Source organism: Kribbella sp. NPDC051620, assembly GCF_044453825.1.
Taxonomy (GTDB): Bacteria; Actinomycetota; Actinomycetes; order Propionibacteriales; family Kribbellaceae; genus Kribbella.
The window spans coordinates 835,542-851,131 of sequence record NZ_JBITDB010000003.1 but is presented as its reverse complement, the minus strand read 5'-3'; the positions used below and the strand labels follow the sequence as shown (position 1 = coordinate 851,131).

Sequence of the window (15,590 nt, the reverse complement as noted above, 5' to 3'; positions counted from 1 at the left end):
TCAGTCCTCCCTCCGGCCGAGTCCGAGGAAGCGTCCTTGGCCGAGCGCGACCAGGGCGATCAGCAGCGTCAGGATGACGGCGCCCGCGCTGCCGTGGCCGAAGTCCTGGCCTTGGCCGAGCGCTGCGTAGTACAGGTAGACGAGGGGCGGGCGGGCGTACGGCGGGTATTGGCCAGAGCTGGAGAGCAGGTTGTAGAACTCGTCGAAGGCCTGGAAGGCGTTGATCAGGAGTAGCAGCAGTACCGCGGTCGAGGTGGCGCGCAGTTGGGGGAGGGTGAGGAAGCGCAGCACCTTCCAGCCGGTCGCGCCGTCGATCGCGGCGGCTTCGTAGAGCGACGGCGAGATCCGTTGCAGTCCGGCCAGGAACAGGATCATGTAGAAGCCGGCCTGCAGCCACATCCGCGCGGTGACGATGACCAGCCAGTACCACGGTGGTTGCGTCACGGAGAGCCAGGCGATCGGGTCGATGCCGAACCAGCCGAGCATGGTGTTCATCAGGCCGAAGCGGACGCCGGAGAAGATCGAGAGCTTCCAGATCAGCGACGCGACGACGTACGAGCAGGCGGTCGGCAGGAAGAAGACGGAGCGGAAGAAGGTCCTGGCGAAGCGGGCGCGGTTGACCAGCAGGGCCAGGCCGAGGGACGCGACGAAGGTGGCCGGCACGATGAAGAGGGCGAAGACGACGAAGGTGAGCAGGCTGGAGCGGAAGGCGGAGTCCCGCAGCATGTCCAGGTAGTTGCCCAGGCCAACGAACTCGGTCGGGGTGACGGTGTTGTGGGCGTTGAAGAAGCTCAGCCAGATCGACCACAGGATGGGGATGTAGACGAAGACGATCAGCCCCAGGACGAAGGGGCCGACGAAGATGGCGAACCAGAGATTGCGGTCGTACCTACCGCGCAACCTGGTGGCTAGGGCAGACATCAGCCGGCGACGCGCTTGAGTTCCGCCTCGACGATGGCTTTGACGGCCTTGATCTCGGTGGCTGGGTCGGAGCCGTTCTTGATGATCCGGTTGAGCGCGTCGGAGTACGCGGTGGCGGATTTGGGGGTCCAGAGCAACGGTGTCTGGGCGTGCCCGTTCTCGTTGACGAACTTGACCGCGTCGGCGGCCGGGCCCGACTTCAGCTTGTCCGCCTTCACCGCCAGGCTCTTGCGGGCCGGGATGTGGAAGCCGTACGACTGGGCGAAGTCGAGCTGCTTGTCGGTCTGATCGACCCACAGCCACTTGACGTACTTCTTCGCGGCATCGACGTTCTTCGACTTGGCGCTGACCACCGAGCCGTACGCGCCGACCGGCACGCTGGGAGCGCCGGTCGAGCTGTTCAGCTTGGGCCAGGGCAGCACGCCGAAGTCGTCGGGCAGCGCCTTCTGGATCTGCGGGAAGGTCCACAGCCCGGTGAACTGCATCGCGGTCAGGCCCTGGGTAAAGGCCGACGGGTCGGACCAGTCGGTCGGTGCCCCGAGCAACAGAGCCTTGCTGGTGAAGAGTTCGCGCAGCTTGCGCAGCGACTCGACCGCGGCCGGGTCGTCGAAGCCGAAGGTGTTGTCGTCCTTGAGATAGTCGAGGCCGGCCGACCAGAGCGCCGGTCCACCGAGAATGCCGACGCCGCCGTCGTTGCCGACGAACAGGCCCTTCATCTTGCCGGTGGTGAGCTTCTTGGCGGCGGCGATCAGCTCGTCGACGGTCGTGGGCGGCTGGATGCCCGCGGCGCTGAGCAGGCTCTTGCGGTAGACGAGCAGCTGCATGTCGGTCACCTGTGGGATCGCGTACAGCTTGCCCTGGTACGTCATCCGCGCGATCAGCGACGGGGTGAAGTCGTCTTTGGTGTCGCCGAGCAGATCGGTGAGGTCGACAACTTGGCTGCCCTTGATCATGTCGATGCTCGGGCCGTTGACGTACTCGAAGACGTCCGGGCCGCCGTCGGTGAGCAGCGCCGAGGCGGTCTTCTTGTCGTAGTCGCCGGGTGACCACTGCACGGTCACGGTGGCGTCGGGGTAGTCCTTGGCGTACTTCTCCACGGCTTGCTGGGTGCCCGCTTCGCCGTACTGGTGGTACCACTGCGCCAGCGCCGGCTTCCCGCCGCTTGATCCACTGTCCGATGCCCGTCCGGTGTTGGAGCCGCAACCCGCGACCGCCATCGCGGCCAGTCCGCCGCCTACAGCCAGGAACTTTCGACGGTTGAATCCCGCGCTTGGCATCTCGACGTACCTCCGCAGTCCCGGCGCGGTCCCACGAGCCGCGCAGCCCTCCGACCCTACGACCGTCGGGGGGTGACGTCGCGGCATTTCCGGTGGTGAAAAACCAACTTCCTCGGCGGGTTCGTCCGCTAGGCTCTGTGCCGTGTCAGCTCCCCGTGCCTAGAGAGCGCTCGCAGTCGCCGAGCCCATTCGCACCCCGCTCCGCTGACGGAGCCGGGGCTCTCTAGGAGCGCCTTCACATGCCTGGCACCACTCGTGCCGGGAGCTACCGCGATGTCCTGCTGCTGCCGCACGCGCTGCGCACCTTCGTGCCTGCGCTGTTCGGCCGGCTGGCGTACGGTCTGCTCCCGCTGTCTGCCCTGTTCACCGTTCAACAATCAACCGACTCGTTCGCGACCGCGGGCGCCGCCGTCGCGGCCTTCGGCCTGGCATCACTGTCGATGCCACTCAAGGCCCGCCTGGTCGACCGCTTCAGCCAACGCCGCGTCCTACCGGTCCTGGCTCTGCTCTGCGCAGTAGGCCTGGTGCTGGTGGCCTCAGCCCGTACTACGAACGCCGCGTTCCTGATCACCCTCGTCGGCGTCACCGGCCTCTTCGCCCCACCACTCGGCCCATCCATGCGTGCCATCTGGCGACTGATCACCGAAGGCTCGGAACTCAAGGAACGGGCCTATGCCCTCGACGCGATCTGCGAGGAGACCCTCTACCTCTTCGGGCCGCTGCTGACCGGAGTACTGATCAGCCTGTGGTCCCCACGCGTCTCACTCACCTGTACCGCGGTCCTGCTGCTCGTCGGCACTGTACTGATGGTCGCGAACCCCCTCGCCCGGCACACCAGCCCCACCCCGCCGAAGCAGCACCTCCTGGGCCCACTCACCATCGGGGGCCTGCGCCGCATCCTCCTGATCATCATGACCACAGCGGCCGGCATCAGCGTCGCGTACATCTGCCTGGCCGCAGTAGCCCAATCCCAAGGCCACCCGGGAGCCGCTGGCTACCTAGAGGCAGGCATAGGCGTAGGCAGCGTCATCGGCGGCCTCCTCTGGGCTCGCCGCAAACACACGCGCTCGCACTCCACACATCTGGCGGGCCTGATCGCAGTACTGGCCGCAGGCCTCCTGGCAGCCTCCCTGACCACCAACCTGCTAGCCCTAGGCGCAGTCATGGCCTGCACCGGCCTGGCGGTAGCCCCTCTCTACGTCGTCTCCTACCTGGCCTCAGACGACCTCACCCCACCCCACCAACGCACCGAAGCCAGCACCTGGATCAACACCGCCAACAACGCAGGCAGCTCAGCCGGCTCAGCCCTAGTCGGCCTAACCCTCGACCACACCACCCCCTCCCACAGCTTCCTCGCAGGAGCTGCATTGCTTGCGACCGTTGCGATTCTCATTGCTGTTCGTCGAAAGCGAGCCGGCTGACAGATGCCGATTTGGTCACGAGGTATATCCGGGTATATATACGACGACATATCCTCGTCTATATGAAGACGATGATCGATCTGGATGACGAGGCGCTGTCACTCGCGGCGAAGGAGCTGGGGACCGTGACCAAGAAGGACACCGTGAACGCGGCACTGCAGTTCGTCGCCCGGCGTCGCGAACGGATCGAGGCGTTGCTCGACGATCCGTACGCGCTGGGTGTCGGACCGGACATCGCCGATCCCGAGATCATGCGAGGAGCCGATCGTTGAGCACAGTCTCAGGTGTCGGCAAGCTCTACCTGGTCGACACCTCGGCACAGGCCCGCAGCGGTCACCCCGCTGTGCGGACTGTACTCGCCGGCCTGATCGTCGATCGGGCGGCAGCTACCTGTGTGACTCTCGATCTAGAGGCGGGCTACTCCGGGCGGGATCTGAACGACGTCCAGAACATCACGGCACGCCGGAAGTCCTTGTACACCGTCCTTCCTATGACCGAGGCCATCGCGGAACGAGCTCGCGAGGTGCAGGTCCGGATGGCGGCGCGAGGACATCATCGGGCTGCAGGTGTGGCTGATCTGTTGACCGCTGCCGTTGCAGAACAGTACGACGCGGTGATCTTGCACTACGACGCGGACTTCGAGCACATCGCGGCGACCACCGGGCAGCCGCATTTGTGGGTGGCACCGCGTGGGTCGCTGGACTGACTGCCAGTAGCTCTATGCGTCCGAGAGGCGGGCGATGGTGGCGCTGGCTCGGCGGACTATGGGGACTGGGCCGGCGGGGAGGATGTCGCCGATGAAGGTGTAGCGGCGGAGGATTTCGGGGTCTACGTCGCCGGGGTGGGAGCGGCTGTGGTCGCGGACCCAGTCGATGATGTCGCCCCAGCCGGGGGCTGCGAGCGAGCCGCCGAAGTGCTGGACCGAGAGGCCGGCGCAGAGGTTGCCGAAGGCTAGGCGGTGGGCTAGGGGCCAGCCTCGGAGGGTGCCCAGGACCAGCGAGGCCAGGAATACGTCGCCTGCGCCGGTGGGGTCGTAGGAGCGGACCGGGAGGGCCGGGATGTGCTCTTCCTCGCCGGTCAGGGAGTCGATGGCCAGTACGCCGTCGGAGCCGTTGGTGACGACAGCGAGGGGGACCCGGTCGGCCAGCTTGTGGAGAGCGGCCTTCGGGTTGTCGGTGCGGGTGTAGGCCATCGCCTCGCCCGCATTCGGCGTGAAGGCGTGGAAGCCCTCCAGTACGTCGAGGACGGCGGGGGACCAGGTGTCGGTCGGATCCCAGCCGACATCGCCGAAGAGCAGCGCGCCCGACTCGCGGGCCTCGGCGGTCCAGCTCGGCAGTTCCTCCGCGACCGGCACGATCGCAGACCGCGTCCGCAGGCCCGGGCCGACCAGCTTGCTCGGGTCGCCCGGTGCCTCGTGCGAGTGGGTGACCATCGCGCGGTCCCGGTCGATCGACATCGACACCGTGACGGGCGAGTGCCAGTGCCCGATCCGGCGCGAGTGCGACAGGTCGACCTTCTCCTGGTCGGCCAGCGTGCGCCAGCAGAAGTCGGCGTACACGTCGTCGCCGAAGACGGCGGCCAGGCCGCTGCGCAGGCCGAGCCTGCTGGCGGCGATGGCGAAGTTCGCGACGCCGCCGGGGCAGGAGCCCATCCCCTCGGCGAAGATCTCGGTCCCGGTGGTCGGGGCGGACTCCAGACCGGTCAGCACGATGTCCAGGAAGACGGTGCCCTGTACGAACACGTCGTAGCAGTCCGGTTCGTCCTTCACGGTGACACTCGCTCCTTCGTTGACGGCAGGGGGCCGGGCGGTGGCGGGGCGGCATTGTCGGTGGCTGATGATGTGCTGTCCTTCGTAGCATCATCGACCGGCCATCACCATGGATTTGGGAGGAACGCGATGAGTTCTGGGGTGTGTTCGTGATCCCGACCTGGATCGGCGTGATCGGCGTGATCGCGACCGTGCTGAGCCCGTTCATCGCGCTCGGCGGGGTGGCGCTGGGCGGCTACCTGACCCGCAAGTCCGATCGCGAGCTGGACACCTGGCGGCACCGCGAGGAGACGATGCGGATGGTCCGCTGGGCGGTCGAGCAGATCCTGACCGGCGACGAGGCCGGCACCGACGCCGGAGTGGTGACGCTGCGCTCACTGATGCGCTCGGAACTGTTACAACCCGAGGACTACGACCTGGTGGCCGCGCTGACGGCCGCTGTTGCGATCGACCGGATCGGCTCGGCCGCGTACGCTGATATTGCCGAAGAGGGCGCGGACGTGATCGAGGGAGACAGTGCCGATGGGTGAGAAGAAGACCGTCAGGGTCTCCCGCCAGGCCGTCGAATTGGCCCGCCTGCACGTGGAGGCCGCCCGCAAGGCCGGCCGCAAGCCCGACGCCGGGGTGGCCCGGATCGCCGGCGCGCGTCCCGAGACCGGTCCCGGGGCCCCAGCACCTGCCTGACCTGTACCACGGAGGCGGCCGGCTGGTGCGTCTCGTAGTACCGGAGCAGCTACACCGGTTAGCGGACGGTGCGGCACGCCTGGTCTGACCAGGCTTGCGCAGCCCCTACACTGATCGACGGCCGCTCCGGTGGCGTACGGTGCCTTCGTGGTTACCGTTGTGTCACTCCCTGTTCCCGACCACGGCCGGAATCTCACGTGATCCGCTTCGAGAATGTTTCCAAGACGTACGAGGGCCAGTCCAAGGCTGCCCTGCTGAACGTCGACGTCGAGATCGAAAAAGGCGAGTTCGTCTTCCTGGTCGGTACCTCCGGTTCCGGCAAGTCGACGTTCCTGCGCCTCGTCCTGCGCGAGCACCGGACCACCAAGGGTCACATCATGGTGGCGGGCAAGGATCTGAACCGGCTGGCCAGCTGGCGGATCCCGCAGATGCGCCGGCAGATCGGCACCGTCTTCCAGGACTTCCGGCTGCTGCCGAACAAGACCGTCGCGGAGAACGTCGCCTTCGCCCTGCAGGTGATCGGCAAGCCGCGCTCGCACATCCGCAAGACGGTGCCCGAGGTGCTCGAGCTGGTCGGCCTGGACGGCAAGGAGGACCGGATGCCGGACGAGCTGTCCGGCGGCGAGCAGCAGCGGGTCGCGATCGCCCGGGCGTTCGTCAACCGGCCGATGATCCTGATCGCCGACGAGCCGACCGGAAACCTGGACCCCGGTACGTCGGTAGGCATCATGAAGCTGCTGGACCGGATCAACCGGACCGGGACGACCGTGGTGATGGCCACCCACGACGTCTCGATCGTCGACCAGATGCGCAAGCGCGTGATCGAGCTGGAGAACGGCCATGTCGTCCGCGACGAGTCGCGGGGCGTCTACGGCTACCAGCACTGACCGCTGCCTGACCTGCCCGGGACCGGGCCGATCAGGGCTGATTACAGGGACTGACTGACTGATGCGCTTGAACTACATCCTCTCCGACCTCGGCATCGGCCTGCGCCGGAACCTCTCGATGACGATCGCCGTCGTGGTCACCATCTGGGTCTCGCTGTCGCTGTTCGGCAGCGCGCTGCTCGCCCGCGAGCAGGTCGACCTGATGAAGGGGAACTGGTACGACAAGATCCAGATCTCGGTCTTCCTCTGCACCAAGGACTCCGGCGGCCGCGGTTGCTCGGGGGCCGAGGTGACCACGGAGCAGAAGAACCGGATCAAGCAGGTGATCGAGTCGAACCCGGACACCGCGCCCGAAGGCGTCTTCGGTGAGTCGAAGAAGGAAGCCTTCGATCAGTTCAAGAAGCTCTACAAGGACTCGCCGATCGTCTCCACGGTGACCGAGGACCAGATGCAGGAGTCCTTCCGGGTCAAGCTGAAGGATCCACAGCGGTACCAGAACCTGGTCAGCGCGGTGGCCGGGTTGCCCGGCGTCGACACGGTGCAGGACCTGAGACAGTATCTCGATCCACTCTTCAAGGCGCTGAACCAGCTGAAATGGGCCACCCTGGCGGCGGCCGGGTTGCTGCTGGTGGCCGCGCTGATGCAGATCTCCAACACGATCCGGCTGGCGGCGTACGCCCGGAGACGGGAGATCGGGATCATGCGCCTGGTGGGCGCCTCGAACTTCTACATCCAGTTGCCGTTCCTGCTGGAGGCGATCCTGGCCGCCCTGCTCGGCGCGGTCCTTGCCTGCGGCACCTTGTGGCTCGGCGTCTTCCTGTTCGTGAAGAGACAGGCGGAGGAGACATTCCGGGTCTGGCAGTGGGTCGGCGCGGCCGAAACCTTCCGGGCCACCCTGATCATGGTCGTGGTCGGCCTGGTGCTGGCGATCATCCCGACATTCCTGACAACGCGGAAATACCTCAAAGTCTGACCTGGGTGACTTATCGTGCAGTAGCACGTCACCATCACCCATAGCAAGGGGTCGACTGTGGTCCCGCACTTCCCCGGTGCGAACCCGCGCAAGCGGGGGAGCATCAAGCGAGACGACAGCATCGGCGCCGCCGCCGTACCGGTTCAGCGCTCCGCCAGGCAACGCCTGCGCGGTTCGCCGCATCGGCAGACGGTCATCGCCGCTTGCTGCGTTGTCCTGTCCCTCTCCGCCGGAGCACTGGCGGTGGTCCCGTCTGCCCAGGCGGACCCACCGGACCCCGCCGCCAAGAAAAAGCAGCTCGACTCGCAGATCAACGAGTCCCGCGCCGACCTGAAAGAGTCCACCGACCAGGTCGCCCAGTCCGTTGCCGCGTACAACCAGGCCGAGGCGCGGTACAAGGCCGTCCAGATCCGGTACGCCGTTGCGCAGGGCAAGCTTGCCGCCGCGAAGGCCGCCGATCAGGTTGCCGCGGGCAAGCTCAAGGAAGCCGAGGCGGCGCTGCAGACGGCGATCGCCGACGTGGACGACGGTGAGCTGGCGATCTACAAGCAGCGCCAGCTGGCCGGCCGTGCCGCGCAGTCGGCGTTCCAGCAGCAGAACAGCCTGGTCGGGCTGTCCATCGTGCTGCAGGGCGCCTCGCCGGCCGATGTCGCCAACGGCATCCAGGTGCAGCGCAACGTGTTCGGCATCCAGAGCAACACGATCACCCGGCTGAACGACGCCCAGGCGCAACTCGCGAACAAGCGGGCCAAGCTGGTCGCAGCCGAGAAGGTCGTGTCGGCTCAACGCGCCGAGGCGGCCCGTACGGTGAAGGACGTCACCGCGCTGACGCTGCAGGTCGCCGCCGACAAGGCCGAGGCCGCGCGACTGGCCCAGGCCAAGCTGACGACGTACCAGGCGGCGCAGCGGGACAAGAACGCCGACCTCGCGCAGTACAACTCGCTGGTCGCGGAGCGGAACCGGGTGCAGCGCATCCTGGTCGCCCGGGCCAAGGCGGAGCGGGAGGCCGCGGCGCGTCGCAAGGCCGCCCGGCAGAAGGCCGAGCGGGAGAAGGCGCGCAAGGAGCACCGGCCGCCGAGGAGCATCCCGGACGATCCGCCGGACAACTCGTCGGGGCTGAGCTACCCGATCGACACCTACATCACCTCGCCGTTCGGGATGCGGTTCCACCCGATCCTGCACATCTGGAAGCTGCACGACGGCACCGACTTCGGCGCCGGCTGCGGTACGCCGATCCATGCGGCGGCCAGTGGGCGGGTCACGGACAAGTACTACAACGGCGGCTACGGCAACCGGTTGTTCGTGTCACACGGTGTGATCGACGGGTCGTCCATCACCACGGTCTACAACCACTTGTCGAAGTACAACGTCCACGTCGGCCAGCGGGTGAAGAAGGGCCAGGTGATCGGGTACGTCGGTACCACGGGTTACTCGACCGGCTGCCACCTGCACTTCATGGTCTATCAGGACGGCAACGTGGTTAATCCGATGAAGTGGCTGTGAGTGGTCTGAGATACTGGTCGGATGGTGAAACAGACCGGCCACAAGCCGATCGCGCAGAATCGTAAGGCGCGACACGACTACCACATCGACGACGTGGTGGAGGCCGGACTCGTGCTGACCGGGACCGAGGTGAAGTCCCTGCGGCTGGGTCGGGCCTCCCTCGTCGACGCCTTCGCGGCGGTCCGCGGTGGCGAGCTCTGGCTGCAGAACATGCACATCCCGGAGTACACGCACGGCACGTGGACCAACCACGAGCCGCGGCGGACCCGCAAGCTGCTGCTGCACAAGGACGAGATGCAGAAGCTGATCAAGGCAGTCGAGCAGCAGGGCGTCTCGCTGGTCCCGTTGTCGCTGTACTTCAAGGACGGCTACGCCAAGGTCGAGCTGGCCACCGGGCGCGGCAAGAAGGACTACGACAAGCGGCACGCGCTGGCCGAGCGGCAGGCTGATCGCGAGGCGCAGCGCGCGCTGAGCGACCGCCGCCGGGGGTAGTACGGGCGGCTTGGCTGAGGCTGGGCGGGGGTCTGGTCAGGGGTGGCTCCGGGCGTCACCCGATGGGGTGGCCGTCCGGTGCGGGGCAGGCTGAAGGCATGTCCACTTCAGACCTGCTGGTGACGCCGGCCCAACGGGACCGCGCCGTCGAGATTCTTCAAGAGATGTTCGCCGACGGGCGGCTGGACCGGTTCGAGTTCGACACCAGGCTGGAGCTGGCGCTCAAGTCGCGGACCCGGGCCGAGCTGAACAGCACCTTCGACGGCCTGGTCTCCCGGCCTGTACCGACCTTCGCCCCGGCGGCCTTCACCCGGCCGCCGCTGCCGGCCCGGCAGTCGGAAGGGCGGGGGATGGGACTCGTCACGCACTGGCTCGGGTTCCCCACCTTCTTCGTCGGCCCGGCGCTGGTCGCGGCCGGCGCGGGCAAGCAGAACCCGGTCGTCCGCAAGCACGCGGTGGAGGCCCTGAACTTCCAGCTCAGCGCGTTCGGCCTGTTCGCCCTGCTCGGTATCGTCACCGGGGTGACCGGCGGCTTCACCGGCTTCCTGTTCCCGCTGCTCGGCCTGGTCTGGTTCGTCCTGACCGGCATCGGCGGCATCGCGGCCCTGCTCGGCTCGGACTTCCGCTACCCGTTCACCCTGCGGATGATCCGCTGAGGGAATCCCACGTGCGGGCGACTGGTTGTACTTGGTAGTGTGGGTGGTCTGCGGTCAGGCCGCAGATGTTTGACAACTCAACAGGGGGTGAACGGTTTCGACTTTGGCTGTACGTTTCGAGGGAAGCGGGCCGAGGATCCAGGGTTATCTCGTAAACGATCTCTGGAAACCAATAACTGCCAAATCACAGCGCAGTAGCTTCGCTCTCGCCGCCTGACGGCCTGAGCTAAAAGAAGCGGTCAGCCCGGGGTTGCTTCCGACCCGGTTCCTGGCCTCAGCTAGGAAGCTTGCTTCGTTAACCCGGTCGCGGGGTTAACGCGGGACATTTACAGCGACTGAGCCTGTCAGCAACTTGTCTGCGAGAGTGCTGAGGCTGAGAAAAGCGACTATGCAGACTGCGCCCGGAGAAGTCTCGAGTCGACACTGAAGGACGCGGGTTCGATTCCCGCCACCTCCACCCCTATGAGTTGAGAAGGCCGGTCCCCTCGGGGGCCGGCCTTCTCGCGTGTCCGGGGGAGATCCATCGGGATTGACGATGGATTCGTCCCGGTGGAGATTGCTGGTGTGAGCACTGCTGATGAGGACGCTCAGGCGTTCGCTGAGCTGTTTCGGGAGACGTACCTGCGGTTTCACCGGCGGGACGGCAAGCGCAGCGAGATGTCGGGGGCCAGCCGGGCCGTGCTGCAGCATCTTTCGCAGACCGGGCCGTTGACCGTCGGCGACATCGCGCTGCACCTGGACCGGGCGCAGTCGGTGGTCAGCGACATCGTCACCCAGCTCGAGTCCAAGGGCGTGCTGGAGCGGGAGCGCGATCCGGCGGACCGGCGCCGCACGCTGGTCTGGTTGTCACCCGATGGCTTCGCCGTACTCCGCGCCGACCGCGACGTGCTCAGCGTGCCCGCGCTGGCCGAGGCGTTCGCCGCCCTGGACCCCGGCGAGCGAGCCGGCCTGCTCACCACACTGTCCACCTTGGTACGTACGAACGGAGACCCGCGATGAGCACGACCACCACCTGCGAGAGCTGCAGCATGCCGATCGAGAGCGGCCGCTACTGCGAGCACTGCGTCGATGCCGACGGCAACCTTCAGGACTTCGACACCCGGTTCGCCTCGATGGTGTCCTGGCAGGAACGCCGTAACCCGGACGACCCGCGCGACAAGATCGAGGCCGACACCCTTGCCTACATGGCCCAAATGCCGGCCTGGCGCGACCATCCCCGCGTGTCCGCCTACCGCTGACCGAGTCCTACGCCGGTTTGAGTTTGATGCCGGGGATGGTGAGTGAGCTGCCGCCGGGGCCGAAGACCTGGCTGAAGCTGAGGGAGGCGGTGGTGAGGTTGTCGGGGAGGTGGCCTCTGAAGGTGATGGTGCCTCGTTGGAAGGCGCCGGGTGGGACGGTGTCGGTCCATTGGCTGCGGAAGGCGTCGACCTGGAGAGTGGTGCCGTCGGAGCCGGTGAAGGTGCAGAAGCCGAACAGGGGCAGGCTCAGCGACGTTTGCGTGCTGTTCCGCACGGTGAGTTCGACGCGGGTGAAGTGCGAGGTGTAGGCGACGTGCACGACCGTCGCGGTCAGCCCACTGCCGCTCTTGGCGACAGGTCGGACCAGGCGGTCGTCGCCGGACTCTTTGCCGGTGAGGTAGCCGGCGGCGTACTGGACTCCGGCGGCGACGGCGAACCCGCCGAGGCCGACCACGGCCAGTACCACGAGGATCGCGACGGCGGCCGGCGTACCGCGGCGGCGGGTGGGGACTGCCGTGGTGCTGGTGCTCGAGGCCGCGGGTTCTTTGGAGACGGCCTGAATCAACGCCGTGACCATCGCCGCGATGAGGGCGACCGCAGGTGCGGCCAGCCAGCGGGCGATCCCGCCGACGTGGTCGGCGACGAAGGCGGCGATCCCGTTAGCGGCCAGCCCGACGCCTTGGACGACGGCCGCCACCGTCATGACCTTCACCAGCCGGACCCGGCTGCCGCCCCCACCGCTCGAACCTGTTGGCCTTGCGGGCGGCGCCTCGGCCGGCGGCGCGGCCGCCTCAGGTCCGTGAAAGGTCAGTACCGCGTCGCCGATCTGGATCCGGTCGTTGTCGTGCAGCGGAACGGCCACCGTTACCGGCCGGCCGTTGACCCGGGTGCCGTTGCGCGATCCGTCGTCGCTGATCGACCAGCCCGCGCTCGAAAGCCACAACCGGGCGTGCAGCCGGGAAGCGAGGTCGTTGGCGTCGAGGTGGATGTCGGCCGCCGGGTCCCGCCCGATGGTCAGGCTCGGCCGCCCGGCGGGCAGCACCCAGCGCTGCTCGCCGAGGGACAGAAACGATTCGTTCCCCACCCGCGCCTCCCCAAGGCACCTCTGCACCGAGTGTGCGCGGACAGCGACGCCGAGGCCATGGCCAACCGGAAAACCGCCGCTGAACTGGCGGTTTCGACCGGGCTATGTCCTGTCCAAAGGGTCAGGAAAGCGATGTCCGGACCGTGACAACGTGGTCACTTGGCGTGTTGGTGCCAGCGGCATTTCCGCGCCTTGCCGGGGAATATGCGCGGGCATAGTGTCCGTCCGCGCGCTCTACCGGGCGGTAAACGATTGTGAGGACCGTAGTACGCAAGGTGGGGAGCCGGAGCGTTCCAGGCGGAGCTGGTGCAACTGCCTGCCAGCCCGGCGTTGCGCGATCCGCCCAGCACCATTTTCGCGAAGGGACCACACCGATGGTCTTGTTTCAGCGTTCCCGTAAACCCGCCACCGTTCTGGCGATCCTCAGCCTCTCGGTAGCCACCGCTGCCGCGCTGGGGACCTCGGCCTCCAGTGCCGCGCCGAGCGCGGCACCACCGCCAAGGCCGACACAGGCCCAGTCGAAGGCGTTCGCGGCCAAGACCGCGACGTCGCTGGTGGCGGCCCGGCCGGCCGCGTTGCATGCCGGCCGGTCCGACAGTTTCATCGCAAAACCCGTGATCTCCGAACCGTCCGGGCTGCAGTACGTCCCGTACGAGCGGACCTTCAAGGGACTTCCCGTCGTCGGCGGTGACTTCGTCGTCGTCACCGACGCCGACGGCGCAGTCAAGGCAACCTCGGTCGCCCAGACCACAGCAATCCCCGACCTGGCGACGAAGGCCGGTATCAGTGCCGCGACCGCCAAGGCGACCGCGACCAAGCAACTCAAGGTCGTCACCTCCAGCACCACGCCGACGCTCGCCGTGTACGCCCTCAGCGGTACGCCGAAGCTGGCCTGGGAATCCCGTGTCACCGGCAGCAACGGCCACGAGCCGTCCAGCCTGTCGGTGTACGTCGATGCGGCCAGCGGCAAGGTGCTCGGTACCAAGGAGCACGTGATGGCCGGCACCGGTACCGGTGTCTACAGTGGACCCGCCCCGTTGCCCCTGGCAACCACGCAGTCCGGCAGCACCTTCACCATGAAGGACCCGGGCACCACCAACCTGTCCTGCCAGGACGCGGCGAACAACACCACCTTCTCCGGTCCGGACGACGTCTGGGGCAACGGAGTCGCCACCAACAAGGAGACCGGTTGCGTCGACGCGCTCTTCGCCGCGCAGACCGAGAAGAAGATGCTGACCGACTGGCTCGGCCGCAACGGCATGGACGGTTCTGGTGGAGCCTGGCCGATCCGCGTCGGCCTGAACGACCAGAACGCGTACTACGACGGTTCGCAGGTCCAGATCGGCAAGAACACCGCCGGTGGCTGGATCGGTTCGATCGACGTCCTGGCGCACGAGATGGGCCACGGCATCGACGACCACACCCCGGGTGGCATCTCGGGTTCGGGAACGCAGGAGTTCGTCGCCGACACGTTCGGCGCGGCCACCGAGTTCTACAGCAACCAGGGCGCGTCGTACGACCCGCCGGACTTCCTGGTCGGTGAAGAGGTCAACCTGGTCGGCAGCGGCCCGATCCGCAACATGTACAACCCGTCGGCGCTCGGCGACCCGAACTGCTACTCGAGTTCGATCCCCGGTACCGAGGTACACGCCGCGGCCGGCCCCGGTAACCACTGGTTCACGATGCTGTCCCAGGGCAGCGGCGGCAGCCCGAACGTGCCGACCTGCAACAGCTCGACGGTGACCGGTCTGGGCATCCAGAAGGCCATGAAGATCATGTACAACGCGATGCTGATGAAGACGAGCAGCAGCTCGTACCTGAAGTACCGCACCTGGACGCTGACCGCTGCCAAGAACCTGTACCCGGGCAGCTGCACCGAGTTCAACACCGTCAAGGCGGCGTGGGACGCGGTGAGTGTTCCGGCTCAGGCCGCTGACCCGACCTGCAGCGTCAGCGGCGGCGTCACCGTCGGCAACCCGGGCAACAAGTCCGGCGTCGTCGGTACCGCGATCGCGTCGTTCACGCTGTCGGCCACCGGCGGCACCGCGCCGTACACCTGGTCGGCCACCGGCCTGCCGGGTGGCATCACGATCGGCTCTTCGACCGGCACCATCTCCGGTACGCCGACCGCCGCGGGCACCTTCAACGTCACCGCAACGGCGACCGCGAGTGCCGGTGGATCCGGCAGCACCTCGTTCACCTTCACCATCACCGGTGGCGGCGGCGGATGCTCCGGTCAGGTGCTGGGCAACCCGGGCTTCGAATCCGCGACCGCGGCGCCCTGGACTGCCTCGTCCGGAGTGATCGACAGCTCGTCCAGCCAGCCGGCTCACGGCGGCGCCAAGAAGGCGTGGCTCGACGGCTACGGAACGACTCACACCGACACGCTGAGCCAGTCGGTCACCATCCCGGCCGGCTGCCACGGGACACTGTCCTTCTGGCTGCACATCGACACGGCCGAGACGACCACCACGGTCCAGTACGACAAGCTGACCGTGAAGGCCGGCTCGACCACCCTGGCCACGTACTCCAACCTCAACAAGGCCGCGGGCTACACCCTGCGGTCCTTCGACGTCTCGTCCCTCGCGGGCACCACGTCCACCATCACCTTCACCGGCACCGAAGACAGCTCCCTCCAGACCTCGTTCGTCATCGACGACACAGGCCTCAACCTGAGCTGACCTGA

17 protein-coding genes and 1 other RNA gene are annotated in these 15,590 nt (G+C 67.1%); 14 read left to right on the top strand and 4 right to left on the bottom strand.

Annotated features, from left to right (window positions below; genetic code table 11):
- The gene (locus tag ACIA12_RS17035) at positions 1-921 is read right to left on the bottom strand and encodes a carbohydrate ABC transporter permease (protein ID WP_396367924.1); all 921 of its coding nucleotides are present in this window, start codon (positions 919-921) and stop codon (positions 1-3) included.
- Positions 921-2,198: an ABC transporter substrate-binding protein gene (locus tag ACIA12_RS17030; RefSeq protein ID WP_396367923.1), complete on the bottom strand. Its 1,278-nt coding sequence runs from the start codon at positions 2,196-2,198 to the stop codon at positions 921-923. Before ACIA12_RS17030 ends, ACIA12_RS17035 begins: the two co-directional genes overlap by 1 nt.
- 239 nt (positions 2,199-2,437) lie before the next feature.
- Between ACIA12_RS17030 and ACIA12_RS17025 the strand changes: the two genes are divergently transcribed.
- The 3 genes from ACIA12_RS17025 to ACIA12_RS17015 all read left to right on the top strand — a co-directional run bounded on the left by ACIA12_RS17025 (position 2,438) and on the right by ACIA12_RS17015 (position 4,325).
- On the top strand, positions 2,438-3,619 hold the full coding sequence (locus ACIA12_RS17025) for an MFS transporter (RefSeq protein ID WP_396367922.1): 1,182 nt from the start codon (positions 2,438-2,440) through the stop codon (positions 3,617-3,619).
- A 62-nt stretch (positions 3,620-3,681) separates the two neighbouring features.
- Complete coding sequence (locus ACIA12_RS17020; protein WP_396367921.1) at positions 3,682-3,891, top strand: type II toxin-antitoxin system VapB family antitoxin; 210 nt, start codon at positions 3,682-3,684, stop codon at positions 3,889-3,891.
- Entirely contained in the window at positions 3,888-4,325 is a 438-nt protein-coding gene (locus ACIA12_RS17015; protein WP_396367920.1) for a PIN domain-containing protein, read from the top strand. Before ACIA12_RS17020 ends, ACIA12_RS17015 begins: the two co-directional genes overlap by 4 nt.
- A gap of 12 nt (positions 4,326-4,337) precedes the next feature.
- On the opposite strand, the gene ACIA12_RS17010 is transcribed toward ACIA12_RS17015, so the two are convergent.
- Positions 4,338-5,387, bottom strand: coding sequence for a carbohydrate kinase family protein (locus ACIA12_RS17010; protein ID WP_396367919.1), 1,050 nt, complete (start codon positions 5,385-5,387; stop codon positions 4,338-4,340).
- A gap of 149 nt (positions 5,388-5,536) precedes the next feature.
- Between ACIA12_RS17010 and ACIA12_RS17005 the strand changes: the two genes are divergently transcribed.
- The 10 genes from ACIA12_RS17005 to ACIA12_RS16960 all read left to right on the top strand — a co-directional run bounded on the left by ACIA12_RS17005 (position 5,537) and on the right by ACIA12_RS16960 (position 11,820).
- Complete coding sequence (locus tag ACIA12_RS17005; RefSeq protein WP_396367918.1) at positions 5,537-5,917, top strand: hypothetical protein; 381 nt, start codon at positions 5,537-5,539, stop codon at positions 5,915-5,917.
- Positions 5,910-6,071, top strand: coding sequence for a hypothetical protein (locus ACIA12_RS17000; protein ID WP_396367917.1), 162 nt, complete (start codon positions 5,910-5,912; stop codon positions 6,069-6,071). Before ACIA12_RS17005 ends, ACIA12_RS17000 begins: the two co-directional genes overlap by 8 nt.
- A gap of 197 nt (positions 6,072-6,268) precedes the next feature.
- Positions 6,269-6,958, top strand: a complete 690-nt coding sequence (ftsE, locus tag ACIA12_RS16995; RefSeq protein WP_328320325.1) for a cell division ATP-binding protein FtsE — start codon at positions 6,269-6,271, stop codon at positions 6,956-6,958.
- Between the two features lie 61 nt (positions 6,959-7,019).
- Complete coding sequence (gene ftsX, locus ACIA12_RS16990; protein WP_343980180.1) at positions 7,020-7,931, top strand: permease-like cell division protein FtsX; 912 nt, start codon at positions 7,020-7,022, stop codon at positions 7,929-7,931.
- A gap of 57 nt (positions 7,932-7,988) precedes the next feature.
- A complete protein-coding gene (locus ACIA12_RS16985) occupies positions 7,989-9,434 on the top strand; it encodes a peptidoglycan DD-metalloendopeptidase family protein (RefSeq protein ID WP_396367916.1) in 1,446 nt (481 codons plus the stop codon).
- A gap of 21 nt (positions 9,435-9,455) precedes the next feature.
- On the top strand, positions 9,456-9,926 hold the full coding sequence (smpB, locus tag ACIA12_RS16980) for an SsrA-binding protein SmpB (protein WP_396367915.1): 471 nt from the start codon (positions 9,456-9,458) through the stop codon (positions 9,924-9,926).
- Positions 9,927-10,024: 98 nt separating this feature from the next.
- Positions 10,025-10,582 carry a DUF1707 and DUF4870 domain-containing protein gene (locus ACIA12_RS16975; RefSeq protein WP_396367914.1) on the top strand — a complete coding sequence of 186 codons (558 nt, stop codon included), beginning with the start codon at positions 10,025-10,027 and terminating at the stop codon, positions 10,580-10,582.
- An 83-nt stretch (positions 10,583-10,665) separates the two neighbouring features.
- Positions 10,666-11,042: a transfer-messenger RNA gene (gene ssrA, locus ACIA12_RS16970) on the top strand.
- 104 nt (positions 11,043-11,146) lie between these two features.
- Positions 11,147-11,581, top strand: coding sequence for a MarR family winged helix-turn-helix transcriptional regulator (locus tag ACIA12_RS16965; protein WP_396367913.1), 435 nt, complete (start codon positions 11,147-11,149; stop codon positions 11,579-11,581).
- Positions 11,578-11,820, top strand: coding sequence for a hypothetical protein (locus ACIA12_RS16960; protein ID WP_396367912.1), 243 nt, complete (start codon positions 11,578-11,580; stop codon positions 11,818-11,820). Before ACIA12_RS16965 ends, ACIA12_RS16960 begins: the two co-directional genes overlap by 4 nt.
- A 7-nt stretch (positions 11,821-11,827) precedes the next feature.
- Here ACIA12_RS16960 and ACIA12_RS16955 read toward each other — a convergent pair whose 3' ends face one another.
- Complete coding sequence (locus ACIA12_RS16955; RefSeq protein WP_396367911.1) at positions 11,828-12,904, bottom strand: FHA domain-containing protein; 1,077 nt, start codon at positions 12,902-12,904, stop codon at positions 11,828-11,830.
- 374 nt (positions 12,905-13,278) lie between these two features.
- On the opposite strand from ACIA12_RS16955, the gene ACIA12_RS16950 reads away from it, so the two are divergent.
- The gene (locus tag ACIA12_RS16950; RefSeq protein WP_396367910.1) at positions 13,279-15,585 is read left to right on the top strand and encodes a M4 family metallopeptidase; all 2,307 of its coding nucleotides are present in this window, start codon (positions 13,279-13,281) and stop codon (positions 15,583-15,585) included.
- Positions 15,586-15,590: the final 5 nt, after the last annotated feature.